Annotated in this window: 20 protein-coding genes and 1 pseudogene; 11 read left to right on the top strand and 10 right to left on the bottom strand. The window is 72.2% G+C overall.

The features are described 5' to 3' along the window. Positions 1 to 154 precede the first annotated feature (154 nt). A complete protein-coding gene (locus AB0M93_RS28750; RefSeq protein ID WP_364278500.1) occupies positions 155 to 940 on the top strand; it encodes an SDR family oxidoreductase in 786 nt (261 codons plus the stop codon). Position 941: 1 nt separating this feature from the next. Then, entirely contained in the window at positions 942 to 1,907 is a 966-nt protein-coding gene (locus tag AB0M93_RS28745; protein ID WP_364278497.1) for an aldo/keto reductase, read from the top strand. Here AB0M93_RS28745 and AB0M93_RS28740 read toward each other — a convergent pair. The 3 genes from AB0M93_RS28740 to AB0M93_RS28730 all read right to left on the bottom strand — a co-directional run bounded on the left by AB0M93_RS28740 (position 1,904) and on the right by AB0M93_RS28730 (position 6,590). Next, complete coding sequence (locus tag AB0M93_RS28740) at positions 1,904 to 4,513, bottom strand: CHAT domain-containing protein (RefSeq protein ID WP_364278494.1); 2,610 nt, start codon at positions 4,511 to 4,513, stop codon at positions 1,904 to 1,906. The two genes, AB0M93_RS28745 and AB0M93_RS28740, sit on opposite strands and share 4 nt — an antisense overlap. Positions 4,514 to 4,603: 90 nt before the next feature. Beyond that, positions 4,604 to 4,774 carry a hypothetical protein gene (locus tag AB0M93_RS28735; protein ID WP_364278491.1) on the bottom strand — a complete coding sequence of 57 codons (171 nt, stop codon included), beginning with the start codon at positions 4,772 to 4,774 and terminating at the stop codon, positions 4,604 to 4,606. Between the two features lie 676 nt (positions 4,775 to 5,450). Continuing rightward, positions 5,451 to 6,590 (bottom strand): serine hydrolase domain-containing protein, encoded by a 1,140-nt coding sequence (locus AB0M93_RS28730; RefSeq protein ID WP_364278488.1) that lies wholly within the window; start codon positions 6,588 to 6,590, stop codon positions 5,451 to 5,453. Positions 6,591 to 6,863: 273 nt separating this feature from the next. Here AB0M93_RS28730 and AB0M93_RS28725 point away from each other — a divergent pair, with 273 nt between their 5' ends. The 3 genes from AB0M93_RS28725 (at position 6,864) to AB0M93_RS28715 (ending at position 9,393) form a co-directional block, all read left to right on the top strand. Continuing rightward, positions 6,864 to 7,229, top strand: coding sequence for a VOC family protein (locus tag AB0M93_RS28725; protein ID WP_364278485.1), 366 nt, complete (start codon positions 6,864 to 6,866; stop codon positions 7,227 to 7,229). 76 nt (positions 7,230 to 7,305) lie between these two features. Next, entirely contained in the window at positions 7,306 to 8,976 is a 1,671-nt protein-coding gene (locus tag AB0M93_RS28720; protein WP_364278482.1) for a hypothetical protein, read from the top strand. A gap of 15 nt (positions 8,977 to 8,991) precedes the next feature. Further along, a complete protein-coding gene (locus tag AB0M93_RS28715) occupies positions 8,992 to 9,393 on the top strand; it encodes an NUDIX hydrolase (RefSeq protein WP_364278479.1) in 402 nt (133 codons plus the stop codon). A 199-nt stretch (positions 9,394 to 9,592) separates the two neighbouring features. Here the strand turns inward: AB0M93_RS28715 and AB0M93_RS28710 are convergent, their stop codons facing one another. The 3 genes from AB0M93_RS28710 to AB0M93_RS28700 all read right to left on the bottom strand — a co-directional run bounded on the left by AB0M93_RS28710 (position 9,593) and on the right by AB0M93_RS28700 (position 11,387). Next, the gene (locus AB0M93_RS28710; protein ID WP_364278878.1) at positions 9,593 to 10,330 is read right to left on the bottom strand and encodes a dihydrofolate reductase family protein; all 738 of its coding nucleotides are present in this window, start codon (positions 10,328 to 10,330) and stop codon (positions 9,593 to 9,595) included. Then, the gene (locus tag AB0M93_RS28705) at positions 10,327 to 10,914 is read right to left on the bottom strand and encodes a dihydropteroate synthase (RefSeq protein ID WP_364278476.1); all 588 of its coding nucleotides are present in this window, start codon (positions 10,912 to 10,914) and stop codon (positions 10,327 to 10,329) included. The genes AB0M93_RS28710 and AB0M93_RS28705 overlap by 4 nt, the downstream gene beginning before the upstream one ends. A 173-nt stretch (positions 10,915 to 11,087) precedes the next feature. Beyond that, positions 11,088 to 11,387 (bottom strand): hypothetical protein, encoded by a 300-nt coding sequence (locus tag AB0M93_RS28700; protein ID WP_364278473.1) that lies wholly within the window; start codon positions 11,385 to 11,387, stop codon positions 11,088 to 11,090. Between the two features lie 211 nt (positions 11,388 to 11,598). On the opposite strand from AB0M93_RS28700, the gene AB0M93_RS28695 reads away from it, so the two are divergent. The 4 genes from AB0M93_RS28695 to AB0M93_RS28680 all read left to right on the top strand — a co-directional run bounded on the left by AB0M93_RS28695 (position 11,599) and on the right by AB0M93_RS28680 (position 15,162). Continuing rightward, on the top strand, positions 11,599 to 12,507 hold the full coding sequence (locus AB0M93_RS28695; protein WP_364278470.1) for a hypothetical protein: 909 nt from the start codon (positions 11,599 to 11,601) through the stop codon (positions 12,505 to 12,507). Between the two features lie 128 nt (positions 12,508 to 12,635). Then, positions 12,636 to 13,571: a phosphotransferase gene (locus tag AB0M93_RS28690; RefSeq protein ID WP_364278467.1), complete on the top strand. Its 936-nt coding sequence runs from the start codon at positions 12,636 to 12,638 to the stop codon at positions 13,569 to 13,571. Between the two features lie 20 nt (positions 13,572 to 13,591). Beyond that, positions 13,592 to 14,281: a TetR/AcrR family transcriptional regulator gene (locus tag AB0M93_RS28685; protein ID WP_364278464.1), complete on the top strand. Its 690-nt coding sequence runs from the start codon at positions 13,592 to 13,594 to the stop codon at positions 14,279 to 14,281. Between the two features lie 32 nt (positions 14,282 to 14,313). After that, positions 14,314 to 15,162: an LLM class F420-dependent oxidoreductase gene (locus AB0M93_RS28680; protein WP_364278461.1), complete on the top strand. Its 849-nt coding sequence runs from the start codon at positions 14,314 to 14,316 to the stop codon at positions 15,160 to 15,162. On the opposite strand, the pseudogene AB0M93_RS28675 reads toward AB0M93_RS28680, so the two are convergent. Further along, positions 15,163 to 15,894: pseudogene (locus AB0M93_RS28675) on the bottom strand (nitroreductase/quinone reductase family protein); the annotation flags it as partial. 193 nt (positions 15,895 to 16,087) lie between these two features. Then, a complete protein-coding gene (locus AB0M93_RS28670) occupies positions 16,088 to 16,906 on the bottom strand; it encodes a hypothetical protein (protein ID WP_364278458.1) in 819 nt (272 codons plus the stop codon). Positions 16,907 to 16,966: 60 nt separating this feature from the next. Here AB0M93_RS28670 and AB0M93_RS28665 point away from each other — a divergent pair, with 60 nt between their 5' ends. Then, positions 16,967 to 18,490, top strand: coding sequence for an AMP-binding protein (locus AB0M93_RS28665; protein WP_364278455.1), 1,524 nt, complete (start codon positions 16,967 to 16,969; stop codon positions 18,488 to 18,490). A gap of 1 nt (position 18,491) precedes the next feature. After that, positions 18,492 to 18,827 (top strand): hypothetical protein, encoded by a 336-nt coding sequence (locus AB0M93_RS28660; RefSeq protein ID WP_364278452.1) that lies wholly within the window; start codon positions 18,492 to 18,494, stop codon positions 18,825 to 18,827. Positions 18,828 to 18,841: 14 nt separating this feature from the next. Here the strand turns inward: AB0M93_RS28660 and AB0M93_RS28655 are convergent, their stop codons facing one another. After that, complete coding sequence (locus AB0M93_RS28655) at positions 18,842 to 19,387, bottom strand: dihydrofolate reductase family protein (protein WP_364278449.1); 546 nt, start codon at positions 19,385 to 19,387, stop codon at positions 18,842 to 18,844. A gap of 50 nt (positions 19,388 to 19,437) precedes the next feature. After that, the gene (locus AB0M93_RS28650) at positions 19,438 to 21,750 is read right to left on the bottom strand and encodes a molybdopterin-dependent oxidoreductase (protein ID WP_364278446.1); all 2,313 of its coding nucleotides are present in this window, start codon (positions 21,748 to 21,750) and stop codon (positions 19,438 to 19,440) included. Positions 21,751 to 21,758 lie beyond the last annotated feature (8 nt).

The raw sequence follows: 21,758 nt of genomic DNA, 5'->3' as shown, positions 1-21,758 counted from the left end.
ATACGGGAAACGCAATAGTCGTGCTAACGTGCAAAACCGTGGCACAAGGCAGTATCACGACGCTGACCAGCACTTTTATCACCCGCATCGCAACCAGGAAATGTATTTCCAGCACGCACGTGACAATTCGAACCTGAAATATCTTGGAGCCCGCGTGGAACTGACCGGACGCGTGGTCGTGCTGACCGGCGCGGCACACGGAATCGGGGCCGCCATGGCCCGCCGCTTCGCCGCGGAAGGGGCGGCCGGCGTGGTCGTGTCCGACGTCGACGCCGCGGGCGCCGGCCGGGTGGCCGACGAGATCGCGACCGCGGGCGGCCGCGCCGTCGCCGTGGCCGCCGACGCGACGTCCAAAAAGGACCTGAAAGCCCTGGTCGCGACGGCGCGCGCCGAGTTCGGCCCGGTCGACGTGTTCTGCGCCAACGCGGGCGCGGCCTTCGGCACCGGCGTGCACGCGGCCGACGAGCAGTGGCAGAAGTCGTGGGAGATCAACGTCATGCAGCACGTCCACGCCGCACAGGCCGTGCTGCCCGCGATGCTGGCGCGCGGCGAAGGTTATCTGCTGATCACGGCGTCGGGCGCCGGCCTGCTCGGCATCCCCGGCGACGCGCCGTACTCGGTCACCAAGCACGCGGCCGTCGGCCTCGCCGAGTGGCTCGCGATCACCTACCGGCCGCGCGGGGTGCGGGTCAGCGCGTTGTGCCCGCTCGGCGTCCGGACGGCGCTGCTCGAGCCCGGCATCGCGGCCGGCCACCCGGCCGCGCTGGCCATCGCCGCGGCGGCCCCGCTCCTCGAGCCCGACGACGTCGCCGAGGCGGTCGTCCGCGGGCTCGGTACCGAGGAATTCCTGATCCTGCCGCACGAGTCGGTCCGGGAGTCCTTCGCCCGCAAGGCCGGCGCGGTCGACGCGTGGATCGACGAGATGGCCGTGGGAGGCTGAAGTGGAGTACCGCAGGGTCGGCGCGAGCGGGCTCGCCGTCAGCGAGATCGCCTACGGCAACTGGCTGACGCACGGCGAGCCCGGCTGCGTCGCCGCGGCGCTGGACGCCGGCATCACGACGTTCCACACGGCAGCGGCCTGGGACGGCGGCGCCGCGGAAGCCGCACTCGGCGCGGCGTTCGCCGGGGTGCGCCGCGACGATCTGGTGCTGTGCACCGGCGTGTTCTGGCCGGAAGGCCCGGGCCCGAACGATGCGGGGCTGAGCCGCAAGCACGTGATCGCGTCCCTCGAAGGCTCGCTGCGGCGGCTGCGCACCGACTACGTCGACGTCCACCAGCTGCTGCGCTTCGACTACCGGACACCGGTCGCGGAGACGTTCCTCGCGCTCTCGGACCTGGTGCGGCAGGGGAAGATCCGGTACGTCGGGACGTCGGAGTGGACGGCCGAGCAGCTGCTCCAGGCGCACGAGGCCGCCGCGCGGTACGACGTGCCGCTGATCGCGAACCAGCCGCACTATTCGATGCTGTGGCGGGTGCCCGAGGCCCAGGTGATGCCGGTGGGCGCGCGGATCGGCGTCGGGCAGTTCGCGTCGGTGCCGCTCGCCCAGGGCGTGCTGACCGGCAAGTACCGGGACGGGCGGATCCCGGCGGGTTCGCGGGCGGCCAGGCACCCGGACGCCCGGCCGGTGCTCCTGCCGGACCTGCTGGAACGGGTGGCGCTGCTGCGCGGGGTCGCGGACGACTCCGGCCTGACCATGGCTCAGCTCGCGCTGGCGTGGGCGTTGCAGCACGAGACGGTCGCCTCGGCAGTCGTCGGCGCGAGCACGCCGGAACAGGTCACGGAAAACGCCAAGGCCGCGGGCGTCCGGCTCGACCTCGACGTGCTGACCCGCGTCGACCAGCTGCTCGGCACCTTCGTCCAGACCGACCCGCGGCTGGTGTGGTCGCCGCCGGCGCGCGTGCCCTAACCGGCGCCCAGGCAGACGAACGGGCGGCGGAACGGGTCGACGGCGATGGCGTCGGCCAGCGCCAGCGCCGGGCTGTCCCGGACGGCCAATGCGCGGTAGTAGTCGTCCATCGCGGCCGCCGAAGCGAGGTCGCCGACGCGCGACAGCGGCGCGATCACCGTCCGGGAGCCACTGGCCAGCAGCGCGCTGGCGAAGCCGAGAGCCTCGTCGCCCGGCCGGATCCGGTTCATCGCCAGCTCGCACGCGGCGAACACCACCTGCCGCGGCGGCTGGCGCAGCCCGGCCATCTCGTGCCCGAACAGGGCGCCGTCGGCCAGTTCGAGCCGCGAGAACAGTGCGTTCTCCGGCTCGTGCGCACCGTGCGCGGCGAAGTGCGCGAGCTTCGCGCCGTCCATCGCGCGCAGCACGGACTTCACGGTGGCCTTGGCGCCGGTCATCGTCGTCGCGGTGCGGTAGTGCGTGGTCAGCTTCTCGAGCTCACCGCGGGCCCCGGCCAGCCCCGGTCCGCGGACCAGTACGATCTTGCGGGCCCGCGAGGACTTCGTCAGCTCCGCGGCGAGCCAGGCGGTCGCCGACGGCGCGACGACGGCAGGCCGGCCCCGCAGGCCCGGCAGCACGCCCCACGGCACGGCGTAGAGCGGGCCGGTCGGGACGATGACCAGCTCACGGTCGCCGATGAGGCCGGCCAGCGGCTGGATCAGCTGCACGTCGAGCTTGTCGGCCTGCTTGTGCGCCGAAGTCATGACGACCTCGGCGAGCCGCGCGGGCAGGTTGTCGGGCGCAAGGGCGTCGAGGTCGACGTTCAGCACGCGCGCGGACTCGGCGGCGGCCCCGGCGGACCCGAGCCGCACGAGCCGGCACTCACCCCCGGCGACGACGACGGCGACGAGCTCGTCCCCGGAAGCGGCGAAGCTGACCATGGCCCGGTCCCCGAGCCGCCCGACGACCTCGGCGAGCCCCGCGACGGGCCGCGGACGGCCCCACCGCCCGGTGTGCCACCCGAGCCGCTGGGCCTCCCGCAGCCGTTCGTTGTACTTCGCCCGCAGGGCGGCGCTGGGGTGTCCGTCGTGCTGGGCTTCCTGGATGGCTTGCCCAAGCCCGCGCACCTCGGCCACGCGCGCGGCGAGCTCGGGATCGGTCCCCGCCGACAGCGGTTCGTAGCGGTAGGTCTGGGCACGGGTCCGTTCGAGCCAGACGAACAGCCGCCGGGCGTCGCTGCGTTCGAGCACGAGCTTGACGGCGAGATCGGCGAGCTCCTGCCCGTGCAGCGCGGTCCCGGAGACGAGGTCCAGCCCGCCCATCCGGTCCCGGACGGCGTCCAGTTCGGTGAGCCCGGACCGGATCTCGGTGAGTGCCTTGGCCCGGTCCCCCTGCGCGACGGCGAGTTCGGCCCGGCAGAGCCGGCGCAGCATCCGGTAGTCGATGGGGGTGAGTTGCCCCGGCCGCGGCACCAGCTGCAGGGTCTCGACGGCCCGCTTGAGGTTGCCGCGCCGGATGTCCAGCCGGACGGCGAGCATGCGGGCGGTGGCGGCTTGGTCGGCGAGCTGCGGGACCGGCATCTTCGCGGCCTGGCGCAGAGCACGCGTCGGCAGGCTCGCGGGCACCTCACCGGTCGCGAGGGCGTCCCGCGCGTCGGCCTTCAGGCCCATCAGGGTGGCGTTGGCGGTGCAGGTCAGGCAGCCGACCTTGAGCATCCGGCGACGCGCGGAGTAGGCCATTTCCCTGGCGAGTTCGACGTCATCGCCCATCAGGGCGGCGGAGGCGCGGTAGAGCTCGGCCAGCGCCAGTTCGCGGCTGACGCTCTGTTCCTCGACCATGACGGGCAGGATCTCGTCCAGGTGGGCCCCCGCCTCGTCCGCGAGGCCGGCCGCGAGCAGCGCCTCGGCCTGCGCGAGCCGCAGGGTCGGCGGGATCTCCATGTCGAGCGCGCGGTAGCTGCGCTCGCACTCGTCGTAGAGCCGCAGGGCTTCGGGGACGTCGCCCATGCGCAGGGCGAGCGTGCCCAGCGTCCGCCGGGTGCTGGCGGCGTTGCCGCGCAGTTCGTACTTCTCCGCGAGTTCGAGCGACCGGGTCAGGTCCGCCTGCGCTTCGCGCACGTTGCCCAGCCGGATGTGCACCCAGGCGCGGGACGCCAGCGTCATCGTGAAGGCACTCATCCGCGACTCGGGCTCGGTGCCGTTGGCCAGGCGGTACTCCTGGTGTTCGATCGCCCGGTCGAACGAAGCGAGGCTTTCGTCGTTGCGCCCGACCCCCATCAGCCGCATCGCGTAGTTGTGGTTCAGCGAGCCGTTGAGCTCGGCCCGCAGGACGGGATCTTCGACGGCGTTGATCAGCAGCCGGACATCGTCCAGGCCCGCCAGCCCGGCGGCGAGGTCGTTGGAGATCTCCGAGGAGATCGCGGTCATGGTGCTGGCCAGGCGGATGCGCGTCACCAGCCAGTCGGTGCGGTGCTCCGCCGGCACCGGATGCACGGAATCCAGCAGGCTCATCCCCCGGCGCAGGAGCCGGAGGCTCAGGTGGTACCGCGCGATGCACGAAGCATCGGCGGCGTCCTTCTGCAGGGAACGAACCCTCTCGATCACCTCGGCGGGGTCCAGGTCAATCACGGGCACTCACCTATGACAGCACAGGCTTCGGCAAAAAGAAGCCCGCCTACCGGTAGATCAGTAGGCGGGCTTGCCTCAGCTAGGCCGGTGTCAGGGCGTGACACCCTGGTAGCAGCCGTTCGCGCACTCGGTGTGCACCGGGTGGTCGACGTGGATCTTGCCGTCCGCGTCCGTCCACTGCACGATCGGCTGAACCGGCTGCGCCGGCTCCTCGACCGGCTCCGAAGCTTCGCCGGGCTTGACATCCGTGGGCGTCGACATGGTCGATCTCCTCTCCCCTGGGGATCTTCATGGGGACGCTGCCGTGACGGTGAGTCCCCCGCCGCGAGGCCCTCTCCCCGCGAACGGCCCAATAGTTGCACATCGGCGCATTGATCGGGAGAGTTTTCGCTACGGAAAGTCAGAGCGGATCGTGTGAGCAGGCGGAACGTCCCGACCGGAACGTCCTAACGGGTGAAGTCTGTAACGACGTCCATTGCGGACGTGCATTCCCGCAGCCGGGGGAACGGTCGAGAGGCCGCTCGCAGGTACGTGTTGCTCCCGCCACGGACCGTGACTGGAGGGGTTCTGGTTCGGGCTGGTGCGTCCTTTGTGGACGGTTTGGGGGCTGCCGCGGCGAGCGGTCAGGCGGGGGCGCGGGGCGGGCTACGCGGTGGCCACTGCGGGCGGCCTTGTGGGCCGCGCGGACGGGCCATACGGCCGCCCCCGCGGTCGGCGCGGGCGCGCCCTGTTGGGCTCACGCGATCGCCACTGCCTCCGGCTACGCGGTCGCCCCCACGGACCGCAGAGCCATCCCGGCCCAAGCGGGCGTGCCGCGGTCGCCGTTGCGGCGGCCTTGTGGGCCGCACGGACGGGCGCGGTTGCCCCCGAGCACGCCAGCCGCCCCCTGAGCCCGCGGGCGCCCCCGTTGGCCACGGGGGCGCCGCTACCGAGGCTCCTAGGCCGTCGCTGCCGCGTGGACTGCGCTGACCAGGCGGGCGTTCTCCGGGGCCGCTCCGCCCGGGAAGGCGAACCGGCGGCGGTTGTAGCCGTAGGCGAGGCCGCTGCGGGGGTCGGCGAATGCCTGTGAGCCGGCCGCGCCGCTGTGGCCGAATGCGCCCTGGCCCAGCGTCGGGTAGTCGTCCGAGACGATGGCGAAGCCGAGGCCGAACGCGTTGTGGTTGCGGGTGGACAGGTCGACGCCGATCGAGTGGATCTGGGCGAACTCCGCCGCCGTCTCCGGCCGCAGGAGCGGCTCCGGGCCGCTGATCGCCGCCGCGTACATGCCGGCGAGGCCCCGTGCCGACGCGACGCCGCCCACCGAAGCCGGGCTCAGCTGCCGGACCAGCTTGATGTTCGGCAGGTCCCAGAGTTCGGGGGCCTTCGGGTGGTTCCGGTTGAACGCGATGCCCGTGATGCTGTCCGGCCCCGTCGCGTTCGCCTCCAGCTGCGCCAGCTGCTCCGGCGTCGGCAGCATCGGCTGCGTGGTCAGGAACCGCGGCTCCAGCTCCTCGGGCAGCCCCAGGTAGAAGTCCAGGCCGAACGGCTTCCGGACCCGCTCCTCGTAGTGCTCCTGGATGCTGCGGCCGGTGACGCGCCGGACGACCTCGCCGGTCAGCGCGCCGATCGTCAGCGCGTGGTAGCCGAACGCCGTGCCGGGCCGCCAGTACGGCCGCTGCGGGGCGAGCCGCTCGGCGATGACGCGGTCGTCCGCGATCTCTTCGGCCGTGAACCCGGCGTCCGCGCCGACCACGCCCGCGCGGTGCGCGAGCAGCTCGCGCAGGGTGAGCCGGTCCTTGCCCGCGGCGCCGAACTCCGGCCAGTAGTGCGCGACCCGCTGGTCGAGCTCCAGCACGCCGTCCTGGACCAGCAGCGCGACCACCAGGTGCGCGGCACCCTTCGTCGAGGAGAACACGCCGGTCAGCGAGTCACCGGTGATCTCGGGGCCGGTCCACAGGTCCACGACGCGCTCACCGTCGACGTGCGCGACGAGCTGAGCGGCGTAGTCACCGCCTTCGTCGGCCGCGACGGCGGCGAACTCCGCGCGGACGGCCTCGAACCCGTCGGCGACGGTCCCCTGGATGTGCTCGGACGACATGGCAGCTCCCTCAGTGATCACAACGCCTGCGCCAGGATCCAACCGCCGCGGTGCCGAGGTATTCCGCCCCGCACGGCCGGATATCCCGTCGCGCGCCGACCTCACGCCGGCGATGGCGACCTGGGTGCGCTGTGGTCGCGCCGCTGCCGATCGGCGGGCCGGCACCGGTCTCCGGCGCCTACGCCAGGACCGCGCCGGCGCGGTCCTGGCCGTGATCACCTCCTCGCTCACGTGGCCGGGTAGAGGACCCGCCGCCCGGGTACCAGTCCGATCATGAAGCTGACCTCCACCGTGCTCGGCACGCCGGAACCCCGCGCGCTCGCCGAGTTCTACTCGAAGCTCCTCGGCTGGCCGATCCGCACCGACGAACCGGAGTGGGTGACGCTGCGCCCGGACGACGGCAGCGCGGGCCTGTCGTTCCAGCTCGAGACCGGGCACGTCCCGCCGGTGTGGCCGCCGGCCGACGGCGCCCAGCAGATGCAGCTGCACCTCGACATCGAGGTCGACGACCTCCAGGCGGCGACGGCGGCGGCGACCGCGGCGGGTGCGGTCGTCGCCGAGTTCCAGCCGCAGGACGACGTCCGGGTCTGCTTCGACCCGGCCGGGCATCCGTTCTGCCTCTGGACGCGCACAGGGTGACGCCCCGCGTTCGAACGGTCACAGGATCCGCTATGTTCGGCTGAGGTCCTGTTCCCGGCGAACGGAGTTGAGTCCTGTGGGGGTGCACCGGATCTGGCACCACGGACTGGTCCCCACCGAGGGGAAACGCCCCCTGGACGCGTTGCGCAGCAGGCTGATCAGCCGTCAGCGGCAGCACGACGACTACACGGTCAGCGATCTCGGCTCGTCCGACGACGGCGGTTCGCGCCGGTGCGATCTGAAATTCGCGTACGAGGGCGGCGAAGGCCGCTACTCCGTTCAGGTATTGCTTTCGCTGTGCTATCGCGCCGGCGAGGATCGGGTGACGTGGCTGCTGGCCGCGGCGTGCACGCGGCCGTGGCGCAGCTGCCACGACGCACCGGCCGAGCGGATCGGCCTGGAAGAGCTGGGTGCCAGCGGCAGCGACGAAATCCCGATCGAAACGCCGGTGCTGGCGATGCGCGGCTGGTCGCGCAAGGAATGCGACCACCTGGCCGACCTGCTGGGCGAGGCCCTGGTGGCGCCGTGGCGGTCTTCGGCCGTGCTGGTGCTCACCGAGCCACCGACGGTGCCGGTGGAGGGCTGGCCCGGGCTGGTCAACGTCTTCGACGTCGACGACCGCTTCCGCCACACGCTCAACCGCCACCTGCCACTGGGCTGCGCGCTGCCGCAGGGCGCGCGGCTGTACGTGCCACCGTGCGACCAGCTCCCGGATTTCGTCGAGACCGCCAGCCCGGTGTCCGGCGAGGCGCTCGAAGACGCGATCACCCGGCTCATCCAGGCGCGCAGCCGGACGCCGCTGCCCGAGGAGTGGACCGAGGTGCCGAGCGTGCGGGCCTGGTACGAAACGGATCCCTTCGCGTCGCCCGAGCGGGAACCCGACGCGGAACTGGTCGAGAAACTCGGCCGCGCCGAACGGGAACTGGCCGAGGCGCGCGGCGTGATCACGATCCTGCGGAAGAAGGCCAAGGCCCACGCCGAGGAACGGGATCGGCACGCCGGCGAGGTCAAGACCCTCCGCCGGCGCCTCGAGGACGTGTGCGCGACCGACGTCGCCTGCCTGCGGGAGCAGCTCGCGCACCTGCAGGCGGAGGTGGACGACTACGCCCGCGCGTTCGAGGAGACCGAGGCCGAGCGCGACGAGCTCAGACGCGTCAACGGCCTGCTGGCCGGCCGGCTCGCCCGCCACCACGACGCGGACGACGAGGTCGCCGACGCCGAGCGCCCGCCGGAGGATTTCCCCAGTTTCGGCGAGCTGATCGGCGCCGCGGCGACGTCGCTCAAGCACCTGGCCATCACGGCCGAACCGGCGCCGGCCGCGATCCTCGACCACCACCCGAAAGCCGCCGCCTGGCGCCGGAAGGCGTGGGACGCGCTGCGCACCCTCGACGCCTACGCGGGCGCCCGCACGTCGCTGCTGGAGGCCGGTCAGGATCCCGGCCCCGAGCTTTCGGACGTGCTCGCGTTCGCCCGCACCGGCCAGCCGGGTTCGCTGATCAGCGCCAACATCATCGCCCTGGCCGAGTCGGACACGGTGACGACGAACGAGCGCCTCCGCCAGGCCCGCACCTTCCGCGTCGATCCCCGGACCAACCCGGCGGGCCGCGACTACTTCGGCGCCCACATCGCCCTGGAGCGGTTCAAGTCGCCGGCACCGCGCCTGCACTTCCTCGACGACACCGACCGGACGGGCACCGTGTACGTCGGGTACCTCGGTGCCCACCTGCCGACGTCGAAGACCAACTGAGCGAGAATCGCGCGCATGACGGAGATCGCGCAGAAGCACCTGGCCTACTGCTGGATCGCCCGCGGTGACCGGGTGCTGTTCCTGCGCCGCGGGCCCGGCGTGTTCCTCGCGGGCCGCTGGGAACTGCCCGGCGGGACGGCCGAGCCGGGCGAGCCGTTCGAAGCCACAGCGGTGCGCGAAGCGGCGGAGGAGACCGGGCTGACGGTCCGCGTCACGGGCGAGCTGGCTCGCGACGCGTGGCCGGACGTCGCGGGCCGCGCGCTGCGGATCCACGCTTTCGTTTACACGGTGGAAGAAGACGGAGCGGGCGAGGTCGTGCTCAACTCTGAGGAGCACGACGACTTCGCCTGGCTGACGCGGGCGGAGGCTCGGGAGCTGTCGCTGCCGGGCCACTTCCGGCGGCTGCTCGATCGGTAGGCGGTTTCCTTGGCGCAGCACCGGTTTCCGGTGCTGCCGGGGTCTTCGGGCGGTGATCATGTCTTCGACGGTACCCGAACAGAAGTTCGAACATCATCGCTGAACCGGGTGAACTGCGGGCAGGGTTTTTGCTTGCCGCGCAAAGCGAATCGCGCGAGGGAGCCCCCGATTTCCACGCTACCGGAAGGGACCGACAAAACTAGCGCGGAACCAGGTAGCGCAGCAAAACGCTGGCGCCGTCGGTGAGAACCGAAGCCAGCTCCAGCTCGGCCGGATCCACCGCGGCACCGACCGCCGCCCGGCTGGACGTCCCCGCCACGAGAAACGGCGCCACCGTCAACCGGAACTCGTCGACGACGCCCGCCGCGATCAGCGAGCCGAACAACCGCGGGCCGCCCTCGCAGTCGATGCGGCCGAGTCCCTCCGCCACCAGCGTCGACACCACCCCCTCGGCCGACACCTCCGCCTCGCCCACGACGAACACCCGGGCGCCGTTCGACGCCCACGCCTCGCGCAACGCCGGAGGCGCCGCCGCGCACGTGAACACCAGCGTCGGGACCGCCGCCTTCGTGATCACCGGGGCGTCCGCCGGCAGGGAACGGCCCGTCGTCACCACCGCCACCGGGGCGATCGGGGCCAGGCCGAACCGGCGGCGGCGGTCGGCCGTCGCGGCGTCCGGGCGCATGCCCTCGAAACCCTCCGCGATCGCCGTGCCCGCGCCCACCAGGACCACGTCGGCCAGGTCGTTGCCGAGTCGGTAGACGATGCGGTCCGCCGGGGTCGACAGGCCACCCGAGAGGCCGTCGACCGTGATCGCGCCGTCCGTGCTCGACACGAAGTTCACCGCCAGCCAGCGGGGGTCCGCCGGGAAGCGGTACAGCTGCTCCAGGTCGTCGTCGCCGAGGTCGCGCGGCTGCGGCCAGACCTGCCGGATCACTCCCACCGGACCGCCTTCGCCGGCGGGCGGGTGCCCGCGATGCTCGCCGCCATCTCGGCCACGTGCCGCACCTCGCGCACGTGCTTCGTGCGGATGATCGCCACCCCCGCCGACGCCGCGAGCGCCGCCCGCGCCAGGCCACCGGGCGTTCCGTCGCCGGCCACCCCGGCGAGCACGGGGACGCCGGCCGGCACCGGCAGCCGGAACTCCCCGACGTCCAGGACGACGCCCGAAGCGGGCAAACCGGAAGGCACCGACGCAGCGGCGTAACCGGCGCCGAACCGGGCCGCGACCTCGGCCAGGTCCGCGCGGGCCACGATCAGGTCGGCGCCCGCCTCACAGCAGGCCGCAGCGACTGAAGCGTCCTCGGTTTCGACTCCCACGACGAGGCCGGGAAACGTCTCACGCGCCCACTCGACCAGGGGTTCGACGCCGGTCCCGCCGAAACTCACGAGATCGGCACCGTCGGCGACGGCGGCGCGGGTGGCGTCCCTAGCCGACGGGAGCGCCTCGACCGCGGCCAGCACCAGCGCGCGGTCACTGCTCAACCGGCGGCCCCGGAAGACGAGGTCGGGGGTTTTCATCGCACTCTCCCTGCTGGACGTCCTTCGCGATCATAAGCGAGGCGCAGCGGGCGAGTGTTCTTCGCCGTCAGGTGGCGGGGCGTCGTCGCCGGGCCACCCGACTCGGACGGCGGTGACATTCCGGGCTCTGCCCAGGACGGGGCTCCGTCACCCGGATCCCCGAGAACTTCTGCTCAGGAGGCGATGGCCTCGTTGATCGCCAGCAGCTCCTGCGCGGTGCGCGTGGCGGTGAACTCGATGACGTCGTAACGGGCGAGCCTGCGGACCACGAACGGGTCGCTGGCGAGCACGGCGTCGAGCTTGCCGCGCAGCATCGACCGCGTCAGGATCACCTGGTCGGCCGCGCCGTCGCCCTTTCCGGAAACGAGGAAAAGTCCCTTCGTGAATTGTTTGCGCAACCAGTCCGAATGGTCCGGGAGTGCGTAGTCGACTTCGGTTTCGGGCGCCGTGTAGGTCAAGAGTGCGATGTACATGATTGCAGAGTAGAACGCGGCCGACCGGACCGCATCCGCCTGGCGAGTGGCTCCCGACACCCGCCCCGCCAAAATTTCGTCAAGAAAATTCTTATTCCTTTACGCGCGCTTTTTCGACATACTCGCCGATTGCCGTACGCCCGTCGTCGTACGTCGTGGTGTCGCCGCCGGGCCGACGCGGCAGGCCCGCCGCGGGACGAAACTGCGGGGTATGAACGCACTGACCCGGATCTGGCACGACGGCCGGCGAGCCGAGCGAATCGCCTACGCCGTCGGCGCGGTCCTGTTCCTCAGCGGCCTCGTGCACGCGCTCGCGCTCGTCGCGACCGGCGGCTCGTGGCTCGGTCCGCTGTCGCTGCGCAAGGCCGTCACCTTCGGCCTCTCGTTCGGGCTGACGCTCGCGTCGGTCGCCTGGGCGACGTCGTTCCTCACCGTCCGCCCGCGGGTGCGCAGCGCTCTGCTCGGCGCGTTCACCGCGGCGAGCGTCGTCGAAGTCGTGCTGGTCAGCATGCAGGCGTGGCGCGGGGTGCCGTCGCACTTCGACTTCGAGACACCGTTCGACTCCGCCGTCTCGATGACGCTCGCCGGGGGCGGTGCGGTGATCATCGTGACCGTCATCGGCTTCACCGCGGCCGCGCTCGTGGAGCCCGGCCCGGACGCGCCGAGCCTGCGCCTGGCCATCCGCGCGGGCCTGTTCGTGCTGCTGGTCGCGCTGGCGACGGGCGCGGTGATGATCGGCCGCGGCGTCGTCGCCTCCCGTGGCGGAAACCCGGAGCCGGCCTACACGACAGCGGGCTCGCTCAAGCCGCTGCACGCGGTCGCCATGCACGCGATCCTGGTCCTGCCGGCGCTGGCCTGGCTCCTGCGGTTCAGCCGCTGGCCCGAAGCGCACCGGATGCGCGTCGTCGGAGCCGCCGTCGCCGCCGACGCCGTGCTCACCGCCGTCATCGGCTTCGAATCCTTCCGCGGCATCGATCCGCTGGCCGCGCCGCTGCCGCTGACGGCGTTGTCCGCACTCGCCGCCGTCGCGCTGGCGGGTACCGGGCTCTACGCGTTGTCCGGCATTGAACCGGCCGTCCGATTCGCACGTGTCCCCCACGGGAAGGCAGGGGGCCGGTGATGCGGCGGACGGAGACCACGCGTGCGGCACGGTATGACCACGGACTTCTGCGTTCCCGGCGACCCGAACTTCCACCGGAGTGACGCCGCCCGCGAGCCGGAACGGCCGATCAGCTGAGCACCTGGGCGATGGCCGACTTCCAGGCGAACACCCGGCCGTTCGCCGAACTGGACCGCGCCGGCCGCACGCGACGCCTGCGCCGGCTCGCCGAAGCGGCGTTGACCGCCTACGCCGTGCCGGTGGCCCGCCTGACCCCGCTGGCGCACGGGCTCAACACGTCGTTCCGCGTCGACGGCGCGGACGGCCACCGGTACGTGCTGCGGGTGCAGCGGCCGGACGGCCCCGGAGTCGCGCAGGTGCGCGCCGAGATGGCCTGGCTCGCCACCCTGAGCCGCGAGACCGACCTCGTCGTCCCGCGTCCCGTGCCGACGCGCGCGCGGGAGCTGGCCACCGTGGTCGCCGACCCGGCCGTGCCCGAACCGCGCACCTGCGTGCTCTGCCACTGGGTCGACGGCCGGTTCGCCGACGAGCGGCTCGGCGCCCCGCAGCTGTACGCGGTGGGCGCGTTCACCGCGCGGCTGCACCTGCACGGCGCTCGGATGAACGGCCTCGACCGCGGCCGCGTCGACGACCTGACCGAGTTCGGGCGCACGCAGGTGGACGGCTTCTCCGCGGCGGTCGTCGAGCGGGCCGTCGCCTCGGCCGGCGGCGACGAAACCATCCGCGAGGCGGTGGCGCGGGTCCGCGCGGTGCGGGCCGGGCTGGGGTTCGGCGCGGACGTCTTCGGCCTGGTGCACGGCGACCTGCGCCAGGACAACTACCTGTTCGACCGCGGCCGGGTGCGGGCGATCGACTTCGACGGCTGCGGGTACGGGCACTACGCGTACGACCTCGCCGTGACCCAGGCCGCGCTGGCGCACCTGCCGCAGCGCGACGAGCTGCGGGAGGCGCTCGTCGACGGCTACCGGTCGGTCCGCCCGGACGCGGCCACGACGGATCCGGAGGTGCTGGCCGCCTTCGCCGGGCTCCGGCGCGTCCAGCTGCGGCTGCGCCGGGCGCTATAGCCCGACGTTACAATTGCTACATGGCCGGACGATCGAGCAACGCCACCAGTACCCGCGACCGCCTGCTGCTGGCCGCCGGACAGCTCCTGCACGAGGCCGGCGACGGCCCGGTCTCGACGCGGGCGATCTGCGAGCGCGCCGGCGTCCAGGCTCCCACGCTGTACCACCACTTCGGCAGCAAGCAGGGCCTGCTCGACGCCGTCGTCAACTACGGCTTCACCCAGTACGTCCAGGCCCCGTCGCCGGACGGCAATCCGGTCGACCGCATCAGGGCGGGGTGGGACCGGCACGTCGAATACGGTCTCGAACACCCTGCGTTCTACGTGCTGCTCTACGGCCAGATCGAGCCGGGCGTGCCGTGCAACCTCACCTCGAGCGCCGAAGCGATGCTGCTGGAGCTGTTCACGCCGCTGGCGCGCGACGGCCGCCTCCGCGTCGAGGCGGCGGAGGCCGCGCGCCAGTTCGCGGCGGCCAACAGCGGCGTGACGCTCAGCCTGATCGCCCAGCCCGAAGCCGAGCGCGACCTGGCGATGTCCACGCAGGTCAGGGAATCCGTGCTGGCCGGGCTGCTCACCGACCGGCCCGCCGAGGAGTCGTCCGTGAGCGCGCTCGCTGTCGCTTTGTCGACTGCCCTCGAAGACGACACGGAGGCCCTGACCACCACCGAGCGCCAGATGCTGCGCGAGTGGCTGCACCGCCTCGCCGCCTGACACCGATCGCTACATTTGCTACATTGACCTCTATGACAAATGTAGTGAGTCAGTACGGCCTGTTCCTCGCCCCGCACCGCGACGACGCGGCACGGAAGGAGCAGGCGGTCGCGGCGGACGCGCTCGGCTACGGCGCAGTCTGGCTCGGCACCGGCCGCAACTCCGTCGGCGACCTCGCGTTCGCCGAAGACATCCTCGCCTCGACCGAGCGGATCACCGTGGCGACGGCGATCGTCAACATGTGGGTCGACGAGCCGGAAACCCTCGCCGCGTCCTACCACCGGCTCGCGGACCGGTACGGAAAGCGCTTGCTGCTCGGCATCGGCGTCGGGCACCCCGAATCCGTCACCGGATACCGCAGCCCGTACGCCAAGATCGTCGACTACCTCGACCGGCTCGACGCGGCCGGCGTCCCGGCCGGAGCCCGGATCCTCGCCGCGCTCGGCGACCGCGTGCTGGAACTGGCCGCCGAGCGCACGGCGGGCGCGCACCCGTACCTGGTGCCGGCCGGGCACACGCGGCACGCCCGATCGGTCCTGGGCGCGGGCAAACTGCTGGCGCCGGAACAGAAGGTGGTCGTCGACGACGACCCGGCGGCCGCGCGCGCCATCGGCCGCCCGTACGTGCAGCACCCGTACCTGGGCCTGCGCAACTACGTGAACAACCTGCTGCGCCACGGGTACACCGAGGCCGACGTCGCCGGCGGCGGCAGCGACCGCCTGATCGACGACCTCGTCCTGCACGGCACGCCCGAAACCGTGGCCAAGGGCCTGCGGTCCCATGTGGACGCCGGTGCCGACCACGTGGCCGTGCAGGTGCTCGGCCCGTCCCCCGCGGTGGAGCTGGAAAACCAACGGCGGCTGGCCGGAATCCTGTTCTGATCAGCCGGGTGCGGGCAGCAGGGCGTTCAGCGCGGCGACGAGAGTGCGTTCCTCGTAGTCGAAGTGACTGTCCAGTTCGGACCTGAGCCGGTCGAACTCCGCGCGGAGCGCGACCGGGTCGGTCTCCTCGTCGACGAGCCGCTGGATGTCCTCCTGCAGCCGGGCCACGACGACGTGCTCTTCGTCGAGCTTCGCCAGCGTCGGGGCCAGGGCGGGGAACCGCTCGGCCAGCAGGGGGAAGAGGTTCGCGCCCTCCCCGGTGTGGTGCCTGGTGAGCGCCGTGCAGAACCCGGCGCACCGCGTGCTCAGCCGCCGCGGGGTGCCGCAGTCGAGCTCGGCGCGCATCTCCTTCAGTTCGGCGCGCAGCCAGTCGTGCACCTCGACGATCCAGTCGCCCATGCGGCGCGCGGGGTCGAACCGGTGCAGCTCGACGACGGGCAGGACCCGGGTCGTTCGCGCCTGGTAGTCCGCGAACCCCGGTTCCTGCGCGACGACCTTGGCGAACAGCTCGTCGCGGTCGGGCGGGAGGGCGGCCATCGCGTCGAACGTCTCGCTCTCGGTTTCCACCGTGACCAGGGGGTTCTGCCGGATGTTGTGGTACCAGGCCGGGTGCTTCGGCGCGCCCATCGCCGACGCGACGACGACCAGCCGGCCGTCGATGTCCAAAGCGCCCAACGGCACCCGGTGCTTCCGGCCCGTGCGGGCGCCGGTCGTGGTGAGCGTGATCAAGCTGGGTGATCCTTTCCGATGACGGAATCACCGGAGGCCGAGAGCCGACACGAAGGCACAGCTCCGCCCGGGGAAGGCGGAACGTGTCGATCTCAAGGGGGCTGGTTAGCCACTACCTCCGTGTGTCGGCCCATCCGGGGCGCACTGGCACGTTACCAACCCGGACCGGAAGCAGGCCATCCCTCAACCGAATAGCTCAGCCGGCGGCGTCGGCGGCTTTCCGGGCGGCGGCGTCGGCTTCGTCGAAGGCCGCCTTCGCCGTCTCGAACTCCGCCGTCGCCCGCTCCGCGCGTTCCTCGGCTTCGGCCAGCCGCTCGCGCAGGTCTTCGACGCGGGCGGTGGCCTGCTCGGCCGCACGCTCGGTGCGGACGAGGTCGCGCTCGGCCGTCGCGCGCTCTTTCGCCCGTTCGGCGGCTTCCTTGCGCAGGCGGTCGCGTTCCGCACGGGCCTTCGCCCGTTCCTCCTCCTCGCGCCGGTGGTCGCGCTTCGGCTTGGCCGGTTCGGCCTTGTCCACCAGCTTCGCCGGGCGCTTCCCGGTGGCGGGCGGGACGCTCGCGGCGAGGCTGAACCACTGGTCGGTGTCCTGGTGCGCCACCGACGTCAGCCGCCCGGCCAGCGCGAGCGCGGCGGTGTCCGGGTCGGCCGCGACGGCTTCCAGGGTCGCCTCGACCTCGCGGGACACCGAGTCACTCATCGACGACAGCCCGTGCAGGATCCGCCGCACCAGCTCGCCGCGGCGGCGGGTCAGCGCCCGCAGCTCGTCGCCGGCCAGGCGCGTGTGCGCGTCACGCAGCTCGTCCCCGACTTCGGCCAGTTCACGCAGCTGGTCCGGGTCCTCCTGGGACAGGGTGTTGACGATCGCCGCCGCCGTGGTCGGCTTGCGAAGCTGCTGGATCCGCTTCGCGAGCTCGGCGTCCCCTTCGGCCTTCGCCGTCTTCGCGGCCGCGTTGCGCGCGCTGACGAACTCCGCGAGGTCGCCCCCGTAGAGCTCGCCGGCCACCGTGTCGAAGTCCATCGTGGTCCAGCGAACCACATCGGACTGGTGCGAGCACCTGGGAAGAGTCATCATCGGGGGATGTTCTTCGATCTGGGTGTGCGGGACTTCCTCGACCGCGCGGAAACGGTGTACCCGGACCGCGTCGCGGTGGTCGACGAGCCGGCCCAGCCGGCGCCGAGCTGGGGCTCGCTCACCTACCGCGAGGTGGCGCGCCGGGCCCGCGCGCAGGCCGCCAACCTCGACGCGCTCGGCGTGCCGGCCGGCGGCCGGGTCGCGATGGTGTCGCACAACGCCGCGCGGCTGCTCGTGTCGTTCTTCGGCGTGTCCGGCTGGGGCCGGATCCTGGTGCCGGTGAACTTCCGGCTGGCACCGGCCGAGGTCAAGTACATAGTGGAGCATTCGGGCGCGGAGGTGCTGATCGTCGACCCGGAGCTGGCGCACCTGCTGGACACCGTGACGGCGAAGCACGTCTTCGTCCTCGGCCGTGACGACGAGGCCGTCTGGGGCGGCGACGGCACGCCCCGGCCCTGGGCGGGGGACGAGTCGGCCACCGCGACCATCAACTACACGTCCGGGACGACGGCCCGGCCGAAGGGCGTGCAGCTCACCCACCGCAACATCTGGCTGAACGCCGCCGTGTTCGGCCTGCACACGACGTTGAGCGACAACGACGTCCTGCTGCACACCCTGCCGATGTTCCACTGCAACGGCTGGGGCATGCCGTACGCCGTGACCGGCCTCGGCGGCCGGCACATCGTGCTGCGGAAGGTCGACGGCACGGAGATCCTGCGACGCATCGACGAGCACGGCGTCACGATCCTGTGCGCGGCGCCCGCGGTGGTCACGGCGGCGCTGGACGGCGCCGCGAGCTGGGACGGCGAGATCCCCGGCCGCGACCGCGTCCGGATCGTGGTGGCCGGCGCACCGCCGCCGACGCGCACGATCGAGCGCGTCCGGGCCGAGCTGGGCTGGGAGTTCATCCAGATCTACGGGCTCACCGAGACCGCGCCGCTGCTGACGGTGAACCGGATGCGCAGCGAGTGGGCGGACCTCGACCCGCACGAGCAGGCGCGGCTGCTGGGCCGCGCGGGGACCCCGGCACTGGGCGTCCGGATCGCCGTGGACACCGACGGCGAGGTGCTCGCGCAGTCCAACCACAACCTCGACGGCTACTGGGAGAACCCGGCGGAGACGGCGCGGGTCCAGGAAGGCGGCTGGTTCCACACCGGCGACGGCGGATCGTTCGAGGACGGCTACCTCACGATCGCGGACCGCAAGAAGGACGTGATCATTTCCGGCGGCGAGAACGTGTCGTCGATCGAGGTGGAGGACGCGCTGAACTCCCACCCGGCGATCCGGGAGGCCGCGGTGATCGGCATCCCGGACCGGAAGTGGGGCGAGCTCGTGACGGCGCTGGTCGTGGTGGAGGGGGAGGTCACGGCGGAGGAGCTGATCCAGCACTGCCGGGGTTACCTGGCGGGGTACAAGTGCCCGAAGCGGGTCGAGTTCCTGGCCGAGCTCCCGCGGACGGCGACCGGGAAGATCCAGAAGTTCAAGCTGCGGGAGCCGTTCTGGAAGGACCAGTCCCGGCAGGTGAATTGAAGTGCGGTTCTTCTTCGACGCCGGCTCCGGCGCGGCGCTGTGGGCGGAACTCGGCCCGGCGAACCTCGGCGAGCTGCCGATCAGCGCGCAGCTGCGGGCCGAGCTGGAGAGCCTCGCGACGCAGTACGACGAGTCGCTGAACTGGGACTACCCGCCGGACCCCGGTCCGTGGCGGGAGGCGCGGTGCGTCCGGTTCAACGCCGACGCGCGGGCGGCGCTGGCCCGGTTGCGGGCGGAACTGGGCCCGGAGCGGGTCGTCGAGGACGAGTTCGACGAACTGCACGAGGATCCGGACCTGGACCGGTGGCTCGCCGATCCGAAGGGCTTCCGGCGCTAGCCGACCCGGCGTGCTCACGCCGGCGCGTAGGTCAGCTGGACGACGCCGTTGCCGAACGTCGCCGACTTCTGCAGCTCCAGCGGGAACGACGGCCCGTCGGCGGGGAACAGCCGCTTCCCGCGGCCGACGACGACCGGGTACAGCACCAGGTTCAGCTCGTCGACCAAGCCCTCGGCCAGCAGCCACCGCACCGCCGTCGGGCTGCCGCTGGTCATGATGTCCCCGCCGGGCTCGGCTTTCAGCGTCCGGACCGCTTCGGCCGGGTCGCCGGTCAGCAGCGTCGAGTTGTTCCAGGCGACTTCCGGCAACGTCGACGAAAGCACGTACTTGCGGACGTTGTTCATGAACTCGGCGCCTTCGTCGCCTTCGACGGTCCGGCCGGGCCACGCCTCGGCGAACCCTTCGTAGGTGACGCGCCCGAGCAGCATCGCGTCGGCGGCGGCCATCCCGCTGCCGACCGCCTGGCCGATTTCGTCGCTCCAGTACCGCAACGACCACTTGTCCGGTGCTTCGACGACGCCGTCCAGCGAAATGAACAGGTTCGAAACGATCTTGCGCATGGGCTCCCTCCGGTTCGGGGTCCCACTATGGCCGAAAACCGCACCGAGCGCTAAGACCGTCCACTCGCGACAGTCTCCCGCACCCGCGTGCTGGCCGCCTCGGCCGAGGCGGCTTCCGCTTCCGTCGCGGGTTCCAGCCGCGCCGGGACGTCCTTGTGGTGCGGGGTGCCCGCGATCGGGTCGCGGTCCAGGGGGTCGGTCAGGAGGTTGATCCGCGGGCCGCTCACCACGCGACGGCCGTGGGCGTCCGGGTGCGCCATGCCGTAGCCGTGCGGCAGCGCGAGCTGGCCCGGCCGCAGCCCGGGGTCGGCCTCGGCGCGCACGACCACCCGCCCCGACGCCGTCACGACGGCCACCCAGTCGCCCGGGGCGGCGCCGATCGACGCCAGTTCTTCGGGACGCGCACGCAAGGCGCCGTCCGGGTCGGTGCGGCGCCAGCGCGGGTCACGCAGGATCTGGTTCGCGTTGTGCGCCCGCCGCTGCCCGTTGAGCAGCGAATACGGGTACGCCGGGTCCGGCTGTTCGGCCGCCGGGTCCAGCGCGGCCAGCCAGTCCAGCAGTTCCGGCACGGCCAGCCGGACGCGCTCGCGCCGCAGCAGGCTCCACACCTCGTCCTGCTCGTGCGCCGAAAACGGCGTCGGGCCGGCCAGGACCCGTTCGAAGAGCTCTTCGCCGAGCTGCGGACCGGTCGCCGAGCTGCCCAGCGCGCGCTGCACCGGCACGGTCATCGCCTTCGCCGCGCGGTGACACCCCGCCCACAGCGGCGCGATCGACGCCGCGCCGTCCGGCAGCGACGCGCCCAGGGTGCGGTACAGCAGCACCGGCAGGATCGCCGCGCGCTCCGGCATCGCCTGGACGAGGGCACCCAACCCCGCCTGCAGCTCCGAACGCGGCCCCGCGGCCAGCGCGGCGAGGTCGCCGGACGGCGGCAGCACGCCGAGCGCGTCGAACAGGCGCGCGTAGATCTCGGCTTCGACGAGCGTGCCCGGCAGCGGGTCCAGCAGCGGCCGCCGCAGCTGGAAGTAGTTCGTCGGCCATTCGAAGGTGAAGAGCGTGAACTCCCACTTCTCGTGCTGGGACGCCGCCGGCAGCACGTAGTCGGCCAGTGCCGCGGTCTCGGTGTAGGCGACGTCGACGACCACGGACAGCTCCGCGGCCCGCAGAGCGCGTTCGACCTCCCGCGTCCCCGCGAAGGTGTTGGCGGGGTTCGACGACTCCACCCACACCGCGCGGACGTGGTTCGGGTGGTCGCTGAGGACCTCCTCGGCGAGGGTGTTCGCCGGGAGCAGGCCGCCGATGTACTCGAAGCCGGTGATCTCCGAGCGCTGCCCGGTCGCGGCGCCCCACAGCGGCAGCAGCCACGAGTGCAGGTTGTTCGTGCCGCGGCGGCCGAAGTGGCCGGTGAGCAGGTACAGCAGCTTTTCGAGGTAGCTGTTGAGCGTCGAGTGCCGTCCCTGCTGGATGCCCAGCTCGACGCGCACGGTCATGGCGCGGGCCGAAAGGATCAGCCCGGCCGCCCGCTCGACGTCCACACGGGACAGTCCGGCGTGCGCGATCCACTCGTCCACCGGCACTTTCGCGAGCGCCGCGGCCACCTCGTCGAAGCCTTCGGTGCGCTCGGCCAGGAACTCCTCGTCGGCGCCGCCGCGTTCGAGCAGCAGCGCCAGTAGCGCGCCCAGCAGGTAGGCGTCGGTACCCGGGCGCAGCGGCAGGTGCAGGTCGGCCAGCTCGGCGGTCTCGGTGCGCCGCGGATCGATCACGATCATCCGGCGGTCCGGGTCGTTCTTGAGCGTGTTGAGCGCGTGCCGGGCGTTGCTGAACCCGTGGGCCTGCCAGGGGTTGCAGCCGAGCACGACCAGCAGGTCGCAGTGCTCGACGTCCTCGGCGGTGTGCACGATCGTCGAACCGAACAGGTGCCCGTTGACCCAGAAGTCGCCGGTCTTCTCCTGGGACAGCGCGTTGAAGTGCCGCGTCGAGTTCATCCACTTCAGCAGCGAAGTGCCGTACGCGCCGCCGGAGTGGTTGCCCTGGCCACCGCCGCCGACGTAGGCGAACGAGCCGGGCCGCCCGGCCGCGGTGTCGGCGTCCCGGATCTCGCGCAGCTTGGCGGCGATTTCGGTGAGCGCGGTGTCCCAGCCGATCGGCTCGTGGGTCCCGTCCGGCCGGCGGCGCAGCGGAGTCGTCAGGCGGTCTTCGTGGTCGCCGTACCAGGTCAGGCGCTGGGCCTTCTGGCAGAGGTAACCGCCGGAGCGCGGGTGCGCCTTGTCGCCGCGGACGCGGGTGATCTTCCGGCCGTCGAGCTGCACCTCCAGCCCGCAGTTGAGGTAGCAGAGGCTGCACGCGGTGCGCTGCCACTCGCCCATGGCGTTCC

This window comes from Amycolatopsis sp. NPDC051102, assembly GCF_040682815.1.
GTDB lineage: Bacteria > Actinomycetota > Actinomycetes > Mycobacteriales > Pseudonocardiaceae > Amycolatopsis.
This window is presented reverse-complemented; position numbering and strand designations above follow the sequence as displayed.